Origin of the sequence: Psychrobacter sp. Pi2-52 (assembly GCF_904846705.1) — a bacterium.
GTDB lineage: Bacteria > Pseudomonadota > Gammaproteobacteria > Pseudomonadales > Moraxellaceae > Psychrobacter.
The window spans coordinates 44,128-60,859 of record NZ_CAJHBS010000004.1; the positions used below are offsets into that span (position 1 = coordinate 44,128).

A 16,732-nucleotide genomic window follows, 5' to 3' on the forward strand; every position below is an offset into this window, starting at 1 on the left:
CAAATTTTGTATTGTTAGATAGCGTTACGAACAAATAGTCGTTTACAGGACAATGAGAATGGAAAATAATTTTGAAGGTTTAAAAGTAATGGTAATTGATGATTCAAAAACCATTCGCCGTACTGCAGAAACTTTATTACAAAAAGCGGGCTGTGAAGTAGTGACCGCTATCGATGGTTTCGATGCGTTAGCAAAGATTGTAGATAACAATCCAGATATTATTTTTGTCGACATTATGATGCCACGTCTAGATGGATATCAGACTTGTGCGCTGATAAAAAATAACCCTGATTATGCCAATAAACCGGTAATCATGTTGTCATCTAAAGATGGTCTATTTGATAAGGCGCGTGGTCGTATTGTGGGTTCTGATGAGTATCTGACAAAGCCATTTAGTAAAGATGAGCTTTTTGATGCCATTAATCAGTACCGTTAATCGAATAAATATAGACTTACAGGGAGTGATTGATATTATCGCTCCAGATTATTCAATACTGAATAATCTATGATTAAAGAACGGCTACCAGTAGATTTATAAGTGTTATTTTTAATCATTCTATCTGAACCATATATCAATATATCTTCACAGATATTTTAGAACATAAAGGAACCTCCTATGACTACCGTTTTAGTCATTGACGACTCGCCATCAGAAATGGCGAAATTTCGCGATATGCTTGCCAAAAATAACTTCCAAGTGTTGGAAGCGACCAATGGTGAGCAGGGTTGCCAGATGGCAGCTGAACATTTACCAGATGTAATCCTGATGGATGTGGTCATGCCTGAAATGAATGGTTTTCAGGCCACACGCAAGATTACCCGCGGTAAAACCACTGCTCATATCCCTGTCATCATGATCAGTACCAAAAACCAAGAGACAGATAGGGTTTGGGGCAAGCGTCAAGGCGCCAAAGAATATATGAACAAGCCAGTTGATGAAAGTGGATTGGTCAATATGATTCGCAAAGTGATGGAGTAACTTGTGGCTTCTAGAGGATTTATCGAGCTTCTGCGTTTAGCAGATTTGGCACGCGCGCGCAAAAGCGGTCGCCGCGGTGGCCAAGAGTTTGATTGGCAAGGTGTGGTATTTGAAATTGGTGGGCAGCGCTTAGTTGCCCCTATGGGTCAGGTATCAGAGGTATTATCTATGCCAGAATATACTAGCCTACCTCTAGTAAAGCCATGGATGCTAGGTATTGCCAACATTCGTGGGCGACTCTTACCTTTAACGGATTTGTCGCATTTTTTGCAAGTCCCTAGTCGCTTGACACAAATGAGCCAACGAAAAGTTATCGTCATTGATTATGATAATAACTTTTCAGGACTGCTGGTGGATCAAGTACTTGGTATCGAACAGTTCACACAAGAACAGTATCGTCCAGAAGCCATAGATCCAGAGTCGCCGTTTGCGCCTTATAACCATGGCAAGTTTTTCAAAAATGACCAAGACTGGTATGTATTTATGCCAAGTTTGCTCGCACAAGATCCTCAGTATTCAGATGCTGCAATATAATTGTCGATAATAGAAGACCTGTCTGTTAAGTAACGACAGAGAAATAGCGACTGACATAATAGGGTTCGATGTCAGCATTTATACAGGCTTTGCTAATCATTGTTTAGATAACAATACGATTGTCAAAGTCAGCCACAATTAGACTTTGATGACTGTTTGAAAGGAAGACGCAAGATGAGTGATGTGATAAAAAAACCTGTAGCTGGTATGGCTAAAACATCAGCAGATGGCAAAGACGCTGATAGTACTTGGAAGCTATTGTTAGGATTTTTTGTTCTATTAAGTTTGGCTTGTCTGATTTGGCTAGTTAACTCGCTATCATCGGTAAGTCAATATTTCGATAGTTTCAATCAATCCGTTATCTTGCCAGCGGCTGTATTTGCAATCGGCGCATTAGGGATTCTGTTTGCTTTGTACCAGCTACTGAAAAACCGTGGTGGATCAGAGCGATCGCTTATTGAAAAAGAAACCTTGCGTCGTCGCCAAGAAGCAGAAGCTGAGTCTGAGCGAGCGCGTCAAATCCAAGAAGAAAACGAACGTAACCAGATCGCTATTTTACGTCTGCTTGATGAATTGGGTGATTTGGCAGAAGGTGATTTGACAGTCAACGCGACTGTATCAGAAGATTTTACAGGGGCAATTGCTGATTCAGTCAACTTTGCAATTGACCAATTGCGACAGCTGGTACTGGTTATTAACAGCACTGCTGACCGCGTATCGCAGTCTTCAGATCAAACGCAGATGAATGCTGTTGAACTGGCCGAAGCTTCTGAACACCAGGCACAAGAGATTGCTGGTGTATCAGCCGCTATTAATGAGATGACTGTCTCAATTGATCAGGTTTCAAACAACGCTGCGGAATCTGCAACGGTTGCCCAGCGTTCAGTTGCTATTTCTCACAATGGAGCAGAAGTTGTACAACGCTCTATTGAGGGTATGAACGTTATTCGTGATCAGATTCAAGAAACGTCAAAACGTATTAAGCGTCTTGGTGAGTCTTCGCAAGAGATTGGTGATATCGTTGGACTAATTAACGATATTGCTGACCAGACTAACGTTTTGGCATTGAACGCCGCTATTCAGGCATCGATGGCAGGGGAAGCGGGCCGAGGCTTCGCGGTTGTTGCTGATGAGGTACAGCGTCTGGCTGAGCGTTCAGCGAACGCTACTAAGCAGATTGAAACATTGGTAAAAACCATTCAGGCCGATACCAACGAAGCGGTTATGTCAATGGAATCGACAACTTCTGAAGTTGTACGCGGCACACGCTTAGCGAAAGATGCGGGTGAAGCACTAGAAGAAGTACAGAGCGTTTCTAACACCTTGGCTGACTTGATTCAAAACATCTCAAATGCTGCATTACAACAGGCTGAGTCTGCTGGTCATATTTCTCACACCATGAACATCATTCAAGATATTACCTCACAAACTTCTTCTGGAACGATGGCAACAGCCCGTTCTATTGGTGAGCTAAGTGAAATGGCAGCAGCACTACAGGAATCGGTAACAGGCTTCAAAGTATCGAACGACGACGAGCTAGTAGATTATGAAGTGTTGGATACGGAAGGCGCATTGAAAGAAAGCGTTTAGTGATTATTTATTCTTTTAGGACAAGATCGACAGCATTTGATTGTTCTGCGTATTGAATAAATTTGCTGCTGTATCAAGAATGATAGAAAGAAGCCGTAATTATAGTAGATGATTTATCTAGCTTAAATAACGTTAATTAGCTAAATCATCTGCTGAATACAGTTGATCTGACATTGGGTAATACTTTGATGAAAGTCGACAGTTTGGATGTGCAGCGATGGCAGAAGTATATAGAGCAAGAGACTGGATTTGTGCTGCCAGACATACAGCTACAGTGGCTGGCTAATGCAATCGACTGTACGGCTATGTCGAACGGATTGAATGTTCAACAATTATGGTATCAATTATCGAAAAGTGATGAGTTGCGTCAGCAGTTGCTGGATAAAGTACTCATTCATGAGAGTCGGTTTTTTCGACATAGACCCTCTATCGATTTTGTCACAAAGTATGCACTCCAGCATTATAAAGCAGACAATATTGAGAGTTTATTTCGTATTTGGAGTGTTGGCTGCGCAAGTGGACAAGAAGCTTGGTCACTGGCCATGAGCTTGGCCGTACAGCGATGTCAAGACTATGTCATATTAGGGACAGACATCAGTGAAGAGGCTATTAAAAGCGCACGGTTGGGGCAGTATGATAACAGGCAGCAAACTTTAATCCCGCAATCATGTCAGTCGTTTGTTCAGCCGCTGCCATCTAAAGGTAGATTAAACAGATTGAAGCCTAGCACACCAGAAGCGGCTAATAGTATCCAGGAGAATTGGCAGGTAGCCCCTGTATTGCAACCGCATGTCAATTTTTCTGTACACAATATTATTGAAAAAATACCACCCACTACGCATCTTCAGAATGTGATTATTTGCCAAAACATGCTGCTATATTTTCGTAAATTTGATCAGCGTGATATTTTGGCACGGTTATCAGAGCAATGCGCGTTAGAGGGATATATTGTATTGGCTCCAGGTGAGGCGTTGTTCTGGCGTCCTTCAAATATGCGCCGCATTGCGCACCCACAGGTTAATGTGTGGCAAAAAATTAGTGCCTAAATTAGTGCATAGACGAGTTAGGATAAACCTATGAAAAACCAGCCCAATGACATCGTGACATTTCAGTGGTTGCTACCATTATTCAATCAGCAGTTAACACAGATATCTGACGGTTGGCAATTAGGTGAATCTAGCATCGACCATGAACAGCTGATATCAAGTTATCATCAGGTTAGTGGTGCACTCATCATACTTAAACTTCCTTTACTAGCAAATGTTGCTAGCAAGTTGAGTCAACTCGTAGAATTACAAAGTTGTGATGATTTTTCTATCAAAGAGCGCCGTATAGGTCAGTTCTCTCATCGATTGTTGCAACGAGAGATCAATCAGTATGCGCGTACAGGAATCTATCATATAGGCCTAATAAATAGGGCAGTTGATGAGCTGACCCAAGCTTTGTCTCAACGAGACATAGAAACTAACTTTCTTGTAAATATTAGTGATATTCAGCATGAATACATCAATGATCATGCGAATAACGAAAATATTATCAATAGTATTGAAGTGGCCGTGCCGACAGAACAAGCTACCGCTAGCTTGACAAGTGAACAGTGTCAGCAGTTGCTACTTGTATGGCGTCAGCAAGTACAAGCATTACTAATCACTAATACAAATCAGTCGTCAGCACTCAGTACCTTAGAAAAAGCTAGCCAGTATCTTAAGCAGACAACACAAGATAGTGGTTTACAAAGACTATGGTGTTTAACCGAATTACTGCTAAGCGATCTGGCCCAAAACGAGAAACCACTTCCTGAGCGTTATGCTCCATTATTAGGTCAGCTTGATCAAGTTATAGAATCTTGTGCCCAATCAAATGAAGTACCTTCAACTATAGTTGTAAGATTGACCACCGCAATCTATGTCGAATTGAGTTATCTAGCGCACAGTAGCAAACGTACTCAGTCTATTTTGGATAAAGTATCTCAAAGTAGCACGACAGCGTCTCGTTTTTTACCGCAATTATTAACTCAGCTTGATGCGCTTATTTTCAAACTGGATGATCCAGATAGCTTGGTAGCTCCTTTACAACATATCAAAGAGCAGCTCAAAAACCGAGGCTGGACTTACTATGTGTCTCAGGTGGAATCAATCCTTGCAGATTTAAAACAGTCTCTCGTATCAGAAACAAGTTTTGCGCAAGAGCAGTGGCAAATTGAACGCAAGCTGCAAGAGCTATACAACGCTATTTATAGTACTGAGCAAACCATTTCTCTTAAGATTGGTGAGGCAACCTCTTTCGCTACTGTGCCTGAAGTGATAAATAGTAACGAGACAGAATTAAAAGGTAAACATGACTCTATTCCTACCGATGATGGCCTACGTGAGCTTCGAATTGCAGTAGAAGAGATAAAGCAAAACTTCAACGACTATATACAACACCAAGATATTGGATTATTACCAGCGTCTACTGATTTTACCAGTATTGGTCAAGCCTTTGACGATATGGAATTGCCAGAAATTCGTCATACTATGGATGATATTGGTAGTTTATTTACACAGTTAACTACTCGTAATATTACTACCCCGAGCTGGAGTTTGGTGCAGGCGTTGGCTGAGAGCTTAACGTCTATTGAGCTATTACTTGATTATCTTGCGCAGCAGGTTTTCGACCAGCAGTTGCTCACTTTAGCAAATACACATACGGCCAGAGCAACACAGCTTCTTGATACTGATATCGAATCACCAGCAATGCTTAACGAGACTGTACTCACTCAAGAGTCAGCTGCGACGAATGTTGTACGTTACGATGATAGTGGCGAGATCAGCCCTGTTATCAATATAGACGATGCAAATGTAGTTGAACAAGATAATGTGAGTCTGTCCAATAGTACTGAAAGTGATGCACTAAAGCAGGCTCGTGAACACGTGAAGCCTGATAACTTTGAAACAGATGAAGATGTCCACGATATCTTTATCGAAGAAGTGACCGAAATTATCACTGATCTTGAAGATTTCCTTCCTATCTGGGCGCAAGACTCACAAGATCTAACCCCATTGACTGAAGTGCGTAGAGGTTTTCACACTCTAAAAGGCTCAGGTCGTATGGTTGGTGCCTTTAGTATCAGCGAGATAGCATGGTCAATCGAAAACCTACTCAATCGTTTACTAGATAAAACATTACCAGTAACAGATGATGTTGTAAATCTAGTGGTTGAAACTACAAAAACTCTACCAGCATTGGTAGCAGATTTTTCAGCGCAGCGACCACCAAGCTTTGATCCTGCGATTGCTATCTTACAAAGTAGTAATCTTATGAGCCAGCAGCCTGTAAACACTGGTCTGACGCTAACTGAACTTGCTCCTAAAGAGTTTATGTCAGATGATGCAGAATTAGAAAAATCGCTACTAGAAATTGATGATGTTGATACTGATTCTAATAACGATAGTACCGAGTTAGTCACTGACTCGAATAACAAGGAAGTGAATATCAACGAATATCTATCTACATTGGATATTCCAGAGAGTCTTGCACCTTTTATTAGAGAGACTAACCAACTACCAGCTGATGCCGACGATGCAGATCCTGATATCAAAGAGATATTCATAGAAGAGGCCAATGAAGTATTGGCAGAAATTGTGCCGTTGTATGAAAGCTGGCAGAAAAATTCGACCGATCTAGAGGGCTTGAAAGATATTCGCCGTGGTTTCCATACCTTGAAAGGTTCGGGCCGCATGGTAGGCGCTAACTATACAGCGGAGCTGGCATGGTCTATAGAAAACATGCTTAACCGTGTTTTAGATAATAGTGTCACTGTCTCAGCTGATATGAGGCAGTTAATTACAGATGTATTGGCAGCTTATCCTGATATGCTCATAGCATTTGAACAGGGTACTCAAGACTATCCAGCTGTTATTCCAGTGTGGATTGCGTGTGCTGATGCGTATAGCAAACAGCAGGGTAATGAATTTAGTTATTCTGCGTTTTTTGCACAGTCAATAGATAGTTCTATAGATAAGATTGAAAAAACAATGCCATTGTCTGATACAACTGAGACTGACAATGCTTATGATGACGACAGTAATGAAGCTATAGACTCTACCTTACAGACCTTTCATTCGGTCAATGAAAAAATGGCAGAGGCAGCGGTTGTCCTTACCCCTCAAACCGAAGAAGAAAAAGTATTTTGTAAGATATTTATTGATGAAGCGGAAGAGCTGCTTGACTGTATCGAACAGTTTGTCAAAGACAATAGAGAACAGCCTCATATAGAAATCACAGATGAAATCGTACGCGCATTTCATACTTTGCGCGGCGCTTCGGGTTCTAGTGCTTTGGCCGCTATCAGCGAAGTCAGTGCGACCATCGAGCATAGCTTGGAGTCACTACAACAACAAGATATAGGCATGAATGCTCAGCACTTAGCAGCATTAGCCCAGTCAGCCACATTAATAGAGGGTTATCTAAATAACTATAAGCAAAATGTAGAGCAGCATGATGCATCAACAGAGGACGATGGTTCGCAGAGTCAGCATGATATAGCGTCATTGCAAGCCATGCTTGGTGAGCAATACGTGGCTAATGACACTACTGTCATGACAAACAATAAACCGACGATAGAAGAGTTATTAGACAGTAATATTGATACGTTGCTCGATGCTGAGTGGGAATTAGATGATGCGCTGAATCATGCTGAGATAGATCATATTCAAGACTATATAGAGCAGCAAGTCTCTCGAATAGTTTCTCTCAAGGAAAAGGCGCAAGCATTTCCAAAATTCGTCACGATTTTAGATGAGCTGGGTAATGCGTATCGTTATTTGAGTAATCATATCGATAAAGCTCAAAATCAAGACATTCAAGCGATATTGCATGCAGGTCATGCTCAGCTGATAGGCTTGTTCGATGCCTTAGCTGGAAGTACCTCCTTAAAAATAGATAAACAAGTCATTGATGATCTACAGAGTATCTATCAAGAAAGTAATGACAATGAAGACGTTGGCTTCATCGTTAGAGCCGTTCCAGCAGCTGACCTACAATTTGAAACCATTGACACTGATATCGAGCTGTTAGAAATATTTTTAGAAGAAGCACAAGAGCTTGATACTGCACTAGATGAAAGCTTCAATAAGTGGCGTGCCGATATCACCAATATCAATTCGCTAAAGGTTCTACAGCGTCATTTGCACACGATTAAAGGTGGTGCACGGATGGCGGGTATCCGTAGTATTGGCGATTTGACTCACGAAGCAGAAAGTGTCTATGAGTCGTTTGTAGAGAGCCGAAGAGCGCCAACCGCGCAGTGGCTTGAAATCATGCAAATGGTGCAAGACACCATGTCACTACAAGTGATGCATATTGTGAGTCATAAGAAATCTTTCTTTACTCCAGAGCTGATTGAGCAGTTGCGCCAGCTTGAAAAAGCAAAAACGTTACCAGAGGTAATCGATCTAGTCATACCAGTGCCAAAAAATCATTTTGAACCTACAGAGCGTAGCATTGCTGCCAATGTTGTTGACAGTGATAATGAGGTATTGAGTACCCTAAGTCTGGATAGCATGATTAAACAATCATGGGCTAACGGACTTCCTGATCCTGATATATTAGCGGTATTTTTAGAAGAGGCAGAAGAGCTTACCAATCGTAATAAGTATCTACACTTGTTCTTAAAAGACACGAGTAATACCACAGCGTTGCAAGCGCTCCAACGTGATTTGCATACCATAAAGGGTGGCGCACGAATGGTCACTGCCTCTGGTATTGCTGACTTGGCTCACGAGATGGAGTCGGTTTATACAGACTTTGTCAGTAATCGACGTCCAGCCACCAAAAAAGTATTAGAGTTGCTGGTTGCAAGTCATGATTGGCTAGCTGATGCAGTATTTATTCTTCAACAACATGTTAATCCACCGACGCCTACGCTATTAATTGAAGCGTTGGAGCAATTTGGTAGAAACCCTGATAGCCTAAAAACGATACCTAAAGAGTCTCTACAAGCCCAGCGTGAAGCAATCTTGATTGCCAAAGAAAACCAAGATTCGCAGTATCTTGCAAAAGATATCAGTGAAATGCCGTCTATGCTTAGAGATACTCACGAGGAAGATCAGAGCACTAGTAGCAATGAGATGATTCGTATCTCGGGTGGTTTGATTGAGCACATGATTAATCTATCTGGTGAGTCAGCGATTAACCGTGCTCGTATCGATATGGGTATCAGTAGTTTAACAAACAGTATCGAAGAGATGGGTACGACAGTACAACGCCTGGCAGATCAGCTACGTCGTATGGAGATCGAGCTAGAAGCACAGATTTTGTCTCAGATAGATGAGGAACTCATCGATAATGAAGACTTTGACCCTCTAGAGATGGATCAATACTCATCTTTGAATCAGCTGTCTAAATCTTTAACAGAGTCAGCCTCGGATTTGGTTGATATTAACCATACATTATTAGAAAAAACCCGTGATAGTGAAAGCCTACTGCTACAGTTGTCTCGTACCCAGACTGAACTGCAAGATGGTTTGATGAATTCACGTATGGTGCCATTTACGCGCTTGACACCACGTCTTGAACGTATCGTACGTCAAACAGCTAACGAGCTTAATAAGTCTGTTGAATTGTCCATCATTAATGCTGATGACGAGATGGATAGAACCATCCTAGAGCGCATTACGTCACCGCTTGAGCATATGTTACGTAATGCTGTCGACCATGGTATTGAAACCACATCGACCCGTCTAAAGTCAGGCAAAGAGCGTAGCGGCCGTATTACCCTTGAAGTGCATCGTGAAGGTAGTGAGATCGTCATTCAATTAACAGATGATGGGCGAGGCATTGATGTTGAAGCAGTACGTAGTAAAGCCATCTCTCAGGGTCTAATTGATGCAGACGATAATAGTTTGTCAGACCTTGATATTATACAATATATTTTCAACGCTGGATTAAGTACGAGTCAGCAAGTGACTCAGATTTCTGGACGCGGCGTTGGTATGGACGTTGTTATTAGTGAGATTCGCCAACTAGGTGGCTCAGTATCCGTTGTTTCAGAGTTGGGTAAAGGCTCTAGTTTTACGATGCGCTTACCACTGACAGTAGCCGTGTCTGACGCGTTGGTTGTTCGTGCTGCAGATCGCTACTATGCGATTCCATTGGTACAGATTGAGCGTGTGGTTCGAGTGAATCCAGAGAAGCTCTATGACTATTATCAATCAAATGATGCCACATTGAATTTTGAAGACACTGAGTATCGAGTACGCTACCTAAATGAGATTTTATCAGGTAATAAGTTAAATGAGTTGGTCGTAAATACCAATACTAGCTTACCGCTTATCATTATTAAAAACCGTACCGGACAGAATATTGCTTTGCAAGTGGATCAGATTGCAGGTTCGCGCATAGAAGTTGTTGTCAAACCTTTAGGACAACAATTATCAAATATTCCAGGAGTTTCAGCTGCTACTATCATGGGTGATGGCTCGGTCATGCTCATCTTAGATCTGATTGCTCTTATGCGTAATGCGCAATTGGTTAAGAATATTACGAAAGCTGCTGATGCTAAAAGAGGACGTATAGAATCTAAATCTACCATTCTAGTCGTCGATGACTCTGTGACGGTACGTAAAGTAACCTCACGTTTCTTAGAGCGCCAAGGGTTCAATGTGGCAGTCGCTAAAGATGGTATTGATGCAATTGAGATATTGCAAGATATGACACCAGATATGATATTGCTTGATATCGAAATGCCTCGTATGGACGGCTTCGAGGTCGCCACTCAAGTCCGATATAATAGTCGTCTAAAGCAAATTCCGATTATTATGATAACATCACGTACTGGCGAAAAGCATCGTGAACGTGCCTTAGAGATTGGTGTGAATGACTATATGGGTAAACCATTCCAAGAAAAAGAGCTGCTTGATAAAATGCAAAAATTACTAGGTGAAGGGGTCAGCCTGACTAATGAAGGATAATGCACGTGTTTTAGCGCTGCGAAAAAAAAATAGAAACGATATTAAAGTGATGGTGGTGGCAGAAGACCATCGCCAGCGCATGGCGTTTTCAGATACGGTACGTGGCTTCGGCTTTACGCTGGTCGGCTGTGTGTCACGAGCACAGTGGCGGGAAACAGGTGCGCTTTCTAACTCAGCTATCGATATTTGGCTGATAGACAGTGATTATGATGACAGTGTGGCAATAGCGACGGTGGCATCCAAACCAGCGGCAGTACTAGTGGGCTTCAGTCAAGCACCGTATCTAAACGAATCACAAGAATATGCAAAGTGGCAACGTAAGTTAAAGCGTAAATTTGCCCAATTGCTTGACTTGCCAATATTGGTAGATGCTCCAGCTTACAAGAGTGCTGATACTGACTGGCATTATGTCGTATTTTTGGGTGCTTCTATGGGTGGTCCTAGCGCGGTCAAAGAGTTTTTAGATAACGTACCAGCCACACTACCAATTTGTATTTTATTGGCACATCATTTTAATCAGGCTATGATTGGTACGTTGCCCCGCATACTTAATCGTCATAACGACTGGCGCTGTAAGATTATCGCTTCTTCACAGCGGCTACGAGCAGGAGAGTGTCTGATAGTACCTATTGATAAGCAGGTTGTCTGTGATTCAACAGGTCGCGTGATACTATTGGATCAAGATTGGCATGGTGAATATAAGCCTGCAATCGGGCAGCTGCTCAAAAATACCAGTGATGTTCATGGTAGCGAGCTTATTAATATTATATTTTCAGGTATGGGTAATGATGGCTCTCAGTATCTAGATTTAATCCAAGATAATAACAGTCAATTATGGGCACAAGATCCGAGATTAAGCGCATGTCCAAGTCAACCTCAGGCTATCATTGACTCAGGGTATTGCAATTTTGTTGGTAGCCCTACCGATTTAGCAAAAAAACTAACCGATTACATTGGTGAAAGGGCAGATAGCCATTCACATTAACTTATTGCGAGTGACGTATGACACAAATTTTAAAACATTCGTTTGAGGCTGTGAGTCTGTTGACTACCAACAACGGTATGCTTGACGTTACTATTGTTCCAGCAGCTAACCAGCCGGACTGGATCATTCCAAGCAGCCTAATTTTGAGTGTGAATGAGTCCCAGCAGCAGGTTTCTAGATACGATTGGCAACAACAAGATTTGGCTGTATTTAATTTGCTACTGCAAAATCAAACTCCAGAAAAAATGATTGTTTTGGAAGGTAATACGACTGATCACCGTTTTGCCTTACAGACGGCAGGTGATTTGCGTCAGCTGCAAGCACGAATTTCTGAAGTCAAAGATGTAGAGACACCGGAACAGTTTAGTACTACCAATGGCAAAGATAGGGAAGAGTATTTTGATAAAAATGACATCTCATCTTACCTATATCAAACAGTAATGATTGATGACGAAATCTATTTAGTGCCAGATTTGGATAAAATTGCCTATCACCTGATTGATTTAGATGGCTAGATTCTTATCGTTATTTAAGGTATTCTCCATTCTATAAATAGTAAGCCAGTAATGTTAATGACTTCATCTATTGAAGAGCATTAGCTGGCTTATAAAATCGATTAGAGATAATTCCTGATAAAGGTAGTAGAGTCACTCATGAATAATGCCAACTCGAATGTATCAAAGTGGTCGGTTAGTAGCCGTATTTTTCATTGGATTAGTGCAGCTTTACTGTTAGTCACATGGATAATGATACTGCTATATGAGAATTTAGATAGCAATCTGTTTATTGGATATCATAAAGCGTTTGGCGTGAGCTTGTTATTTTGGATGATTGCCCGAGTCATCAACCGCGTTTTTACTAAGGCGCCACCACCGTTAGCCATGCCAAAATGGCAAATGCTCGTATCTCAGCTGTCACATTTTGCTCTCTATGCCATACTGATTGCTATGCCACTGGTTGGCTTATTGATGGCAGTATATGGCGGTCGACCGGTTGATATTTTCGGTATCTTTCAGATCCCTGTATTCGTGACCCCAGATAGAAGCTTGGCTCGTTTTTACAATAACTTGCATACTGAGATTATCTGGCCAATGATTATTGGTTTTACGGTCTTGCATATAGCCGCCGCGCTATACCATCAGTTTGTCAAAAAAGACAATCTCATTGCCCGTATGAAATAATCTATAATCGATAAACATCAAAAAGCCCCAAGTATCAAACTTGGGGCTTTTTTTATTCATTGTAGAAATACGTACTGTTAGAATGCTATTTCTTATGCTCAGGCAAATTAATATTCATCTCTAACACATCTAAGCTGTCTTCAGAACGATGGTTAATATTGACATCATCAATCTGCACACCGTTAACGTATTTGTTCACAACTTCTAAGATTTCACGTTTCATTTTTTCGATACGATCAACCGTTAAGCGATTGTTCAATCTGTTTTCGCTAGCAACGATAACTTTTAAACGCTCAGTTGCTAAATTTGCACTACCTGCGTTACTGTTGTCGTCAGTACCAAATAGGCTACTCCAAAATCCTTTTTTCTTAGTCATCATTATCCCCCAAACCAGCGCTGTAATAGACTCTTTTTCTTCACGTCAATATGACGTAGTGGACGCTCTTCACCCAAGAAACGGGCGACAATGTCTTCATAACATTGACCAGCAACAGAGTCAGTATAATGGATAACTGGTTCGCCATGGTTGGACGCTTCGAGCACTGAATGGCTCTCGGGAACAACACCAAGTAGTGGAACTTTTAGGATATCGTTCGAGATAGTATCAATATCCATCATCTCATTGGCAGCCGCACGTTCAGGATTATAACGAGTGATAATCAAATGCTCGCGAACAGTCCCTTGGTTCTCTTCTACTTTTTTCGTCTGACTTTGCAGAATACCGATGATTCTATCTGAGTCACGCACTGAAGAGATCTCAGGGTTAGTGACAATAATAGCTTCGTCCGCATGGTACATCGCTAGCTGTGCACCGCGCTCAATACCAGCAGGCGAGTCACAGATGATATAGTCAAACTGTTTAGAGAGCTCAGCCATTACCTCTGATACCCCTTCGTCAGTCAATGCGTCTTTATCACGCGTCTGACTGGCTGGCAGGATATACAGGTTTTCAAGCTGTTTGTCTTTGACAAGTGCTTGCGACAAGCGCGCATTTCCAGTGATGACATCTACGAAGTCATAAACAATTCTGTTTTCGCAACCCATGATTAAGTCTAGATTACGTAGACCTACATCAAAGTCGATAACAACCGTTTTATAGCCACGTAACGCCAAACCAGCGGCAAAAGAAGCACTTGTCGTGGTTTTACCCACACCGCCTTTACCTGAAGTGATTACAACTATCTTCGCCACAATGGCACACTCCTATGAATCAATGGGATATCTTTTATATAAATAGCAAAATTACATGTTATTAACCTAACATATATACACTATCTTCGAAGCTAGCCTAGCATAAATAAACAAAAAATTATAGCAGCTCGATACTAAAGCAGAAAAACAACCTATGTATCGCTCAATTAGCCTCTCTGCGTGGTATTAGTAGAGTCATAACTATGGTTTTTGGCTTGTCGAATAGAGCAGCTTAACTACCTTAGTTTTCTATAAAGTCACTTCACGGTGTATTATTTTTAATAGCGTTCTAAGCTTCATCCATCACGGTAAATACTAAGCCTTCGCCTTCTACAAATTTTACTTGCACCGACTTGTCGATAACATGCTCAGGTAAGTTGTCTCGTAAGCAATAGGTTCCTGCTACTGACACCAATGACGGATTAAAGACTTGGCAGAATATACGGGCATCTTTATCCCCTGTTGCGCCTGCCACCAAACGTCCTTGTGCACGGCCATATACATGCAAGCTATTGTCAGTAATCGCTTCAGCGCCGCTATTGATACTACTGGTCAAGATCAAGTCGCCACCAACGTGATTGAGACTTTGTCCTGAACGCAACATTTTATCATAGATTAAGCTGGTAATATGCTGAGTGCTTACCAACGTCTCGGTGGGCATATTAGATAGTGTGGTTTCAGTAGCAGGTTCGCTCGTGGTAGAAGTATCAACGACGCTATTAGCATTAACTGCTTCGGCATTGTTATTCTCTGGTGATGGTTGGGTAGGGATAGGCACTTTTTTACTTGGTAATATACGCTCAATACGCTTACCATCTGCTGGAAATATCGCTAAGCGCTGCTCACGTGCTTGCGCATCAAGCATACCTGTCACCACGCCAATAGGCTGTAACCCCCATGCCCATAACAGCTCTACCAATGCTGATAAATCCTGCTCAACGTCACTATCAATAAGGATAGGACTATTGCTCGATTTATTGCTGAGCGTTTCAGTTAGCTGAGCTTCTATAGCTGCTAGATCGCTTGTACTAAACTGTACGCGTGAAAACGTCAGCATCTTGCCATAGAAAGCTAGCGCTGGTGCAGTCTGGTTATCGTTAGCTGAAACTGTCATATACAAACCCTTAAAAATAATTCTGTCACGGTATTATGTCTCTTATTACGTCATGCTATTAGATAGCTAAACTATAGATTTAGCATATCTTGGTGCTTCCATTGCTGCACTTTTACTTGCGCTTCAAACGCAGTCAAACTGTCATCAATGATACTAGAAATTAAGGTATCTAGCGCTGTATTATTGGTATCTATTTGCGCAATACCGCTAGCAATTTCCATCATTAATATATCCAAGCGCTTAGGGTCTAAAAGTCGCTTGTTTAATGCATTGACGACGTTTTCACCGATATTGTGCCCGACGTGATGTAGCTGTGATTCAATCAGGCTGCCCGCGATCGGTATCATGCGTAGATAGCGGCGCAACTCAGGTGTGTTGGCCAACCCTTCTTCAATAGCATTGCCCATCTCGCTTGCCAATATACTGCCGCCACCTGATGAGGCAGCCAATTCCTGCAGCTTTGGTGCAAGCTCTGTACGCAGCACGGATAATACGGCTGCTTCAATCTCATTTCGATTTTTTGCAATGGTCGACTCGATGAATGATTTATGCGTGTCTGAACTGGTTAGCTCTTGTCGAAAATTTTGTATCGCTGTCAAAATAACGCGATCGGAGAGCTCTTCTAACAGTAGGTCAATGTAGAACTTGATTCGATTGATCCACGCCTGCGGCAGTACTTGATAGCCAAGCTGATATAGACGTAGTCCAATAACCACCGCTCGCAGCAGTCGTAAAGCACGTAGCTGCGGAAAACAGCCTAATACTTCATACCAATGAACGAATGGGAAAAAGAACCAGCGATAATAGACTTTTTGTTTGATGGCAATCGCCCAGCGCAATAGCAACTCAATAACCAAAAAGATAGTAAAAAAACCTCCAGAAGTGCGTAGAGGATCATGCAACGTTGTTTGATACCAGATAAGTGCGTCGCTCACCGTTAGCCAATTGGCAGCATTACTACTAAAATTGCTCATCAAAATAGCATCGATACTGATCAATAGCAGATCAATACTGATGGCAATAATCATGACGATATCGTAAGTGAGCTTAAAGCGACTCGGCTTTGGATGGTTCGGTTTTGGCGGCTCATCACTTATTGGATAAGGAGGCTGACTCAAAACAGATTCGGTAGCTAACGGCGAGCTAGTAGTAGAGGTGGGCACAGTCATACCTTATAAGTAATAAATGGCACAAAGAATGGGTCAG

The 16,732-nt window shown here is 41.8% G+C and carries 12 protein-coding genes and 1 pseudogene; 9 read left to right on the top strand and 4 right to left on the bottom strand.

Features of this window, described 5'->3' with window-relative positions; all coding sequences use genetic code 11:
- Window positions 1-58: 58 nt before the first annotated feature.
- The 9 genes and pseudogenes from pilG to JMY00_RS03550 all read left to right on the top strand — a co-directional run bounded on the left by pilG (window position 59) and on the right by JMY00_RS03550 (window position 13,221).
- Window positions 59-436, top strand: a complete 378-nt coding sequence (pilG, locus tag JMY00_RS03510) for a twitching motility response regulator PilG (protein WP_057761576.1) — start codon at window positions 59-61, stop codon at window positions 434-436.
- Between the two features lie 180 nt (window positions 437-616).
- Complete coding sequence (locus JMY00_RS03515) at window positions 617-979, top strand: response regulator (RefSeq protein ID WP_057761573.1); 363 nt, start codon at window positions 617-619, stop codon at window positions 977-979.
- 3 nt (window positions 980-982) lie between these two features.
- Entirely contained in the window at window positions 983-1,513 is a 531-nt protein-coding gene (locus JMY00_RS03520; protein ID WP_160022438.1) for a chemotaxis protein CheW, read from the top strand.
- A 489-nt stretch (window positions 1,514-2,002) separates the two neighbouring features.
- A pseudogene (locus JMY00_RS03525) lies at window positions 2,003-3,103 on the top strand (methyl-accepting chemotaxis protein); the annotation flags it as partial.
- Between the two features lie 188 nt (window positions 3,104-3,291).
- Entirely contained in the window at window positions 3,292-4,149 is an 858-nt protein-coding gene (locus tag JMY00_RS03530) for a CheR family methyltransferase (RefSeq protein WP_201579150.1), read from the top strand.
- 30 nt (window positions 4,150-4,179) lie between these two features.
- Window positions 4,180-11,055 (top strand): Hpt domain-containing protein, encoded by a 6,876-nt coding sequence (locus JMY00_RS03535; RefSeq protein WP_201579151.1) that lies wholly within the window; start codon window positions 4,180-4,182, stop codon window positions 11,053-11,055.
- Window positions 11,045-12,040: a chemotaxis protein CheB gene (locus JMY00_RS03540; protein ID WP_201579152.1), complete on the top strand. Its 996-nt coding sequence runs from the start codon at window positions 11,045-11,047 to the stop codon at window positions 12,038-12,040. Before JMY00_RS03535 ends, JMY00_RS03540 begins: the two co-directional genes overlap by 11 nt.
- A 17-nt stretch (window positions 12,041-12,057) precedes the next feature.
- Entirely contained in the window at window positions 12,058-12,555 is a 498-nt protein-coding gene (locus JMY00_RS03545) for a hypothetical protein (protein WP_201579153.1), read from the top strand.
- A 138-nt stretch (window positions 12,556-12,693) separates the two neighbouring features.
- Complete coding sequence (locus tag JMY00_RS03550; RefSeq protein ID WP_201579154.1) at window positions 12,694-13,221, top strand: cytochrome b; 528 nt, start codon at window positions 12,694-12,696, stop codon at window positions 13,219-13,221.
- Between the two features lie 85 nt (window positions 13,222-13,306).
- Here the strand turns inward: JMY00_RS03550 and minE are convergent, their stop codons facing one another.
- From minE to JMY00_RS03570, 4 genes are all read right to left on the bottom strand, one after another.
- Complete coding sequence (gene minE / locus JMY00_RS03555; RefSeq protein ID WP_057762631.1) at window positions 13,307-13,597, bottom strand: cell division topological specificity factor MinE; 291 nt, start codon at window positions 13,595-13,597, stop codon at window positions 13,307-13,309.
- A 2-nt stretch (window positions 13,598-13,599) separates the two neighbouring features.
- Window positions 13,600-14,412, bottom strand: coding sequence for a septum site-determining protein MinD (minD, locus tag JMY00_RS03560; protein ID WP_057761560.1), 813 nt, complete (start codon window positions 14,410-14,412; stop codon window positions 13,600-13,602).
- A gap of 289 nt (window positions 14,413-14,701) precedes the next feature.
- Window positions 14,702-15,526 (bottom strand): septum site-determining protein MinC, encoded by an 825-nt coding sequence (minC, locus tag JMY00_RS03565; RefSeq protein ID WP_201579155.1) that lies wholly within the window; start codon window positions 15,524-15,526, stop codon window positions 14,702-14,704.
- Window positions 15,527-15,597: 71 nt separating this feature from the next.
- The gene (locus JMY00_RS03570) at window positions 15,598-16,695 is read right to left on the bottom strand and encodes a hypothetical protein (protein WP_240990639.1); all 1,098 of its coding nucleotides are present in this window, start codon (window positions 16,693-16,695) and stop codon (window positions 15,598-15,600) included.
- Window positions 16,696-16,732: the final 37 nt, after the last annotated feature.

Coding starts and splice junctions, on each gene's coding strand:
- pilG (WP_057761576.1), top strand. CDS start 59: ATGGAAAATAATTTTGAAGGTTTAAAAGTAATGGTAATTGATGATTCA.
- JMY00_RS03515 (WP_057761573.1), top strand. CDS start 617: ATGACTACCGTTTTAGTCATTGACGACTCGCCATCAGAAATGGCGAAA.
- JMY00_RS03530 (WP_201579150.1), top strand. CDS start 3,292: ATGAAAGTCGACAGTTTGGATGTGCAGCGATGGCAGAAGTATATAGAG.
- JMY00_RS03535 (WP_201579151.1), top strand. CDS start 4,180: ATGAAAAACCAGCCCAATGACATCGTGACATTTCAGTGGTTGCTACCA.
- JMY00_RS03540 (WP_201579152.1), top strand. CDS start 11,045: ATGAAGGATAATGCACGTGTTTTAGCGCTGCGAAAAAAAAATAGAAAC.
- JMY00_RS03545 (WP_201579153.1), top strand. CDS start 12,058: ATGACACAAATTTTAAAACATTCGTTTGAGGCTGTGAGTCTGTTGACT.
- JMY00_RS03550 (WP_201579154.1), top strand. CDS start 12,694: ATGAATAATGCCAACTCGAATGTATCAAAGTGGTCGGTTAGTAGCCGT.
- minE (WP_057762631.1), bottom strand. CDS start 13,597: ATGACTAAGAAAAAAGGATTTTGGAGTAGCCTATTTGGTACTGACGAC.
- minC (WP_201579155.1), bottom strand. CDS start 15,526: ATGACAGTTTCAGCTAACGATAACCAGACTGCACCAGCGCTAGCTTTC.
- JMY00_RS03570 (WP_240990639.1), bottom strand. CDS start 16,695: ATGACTGTGCCCACCTCTACTACTAGCTCGCCGTTAGCTACCGAATCT.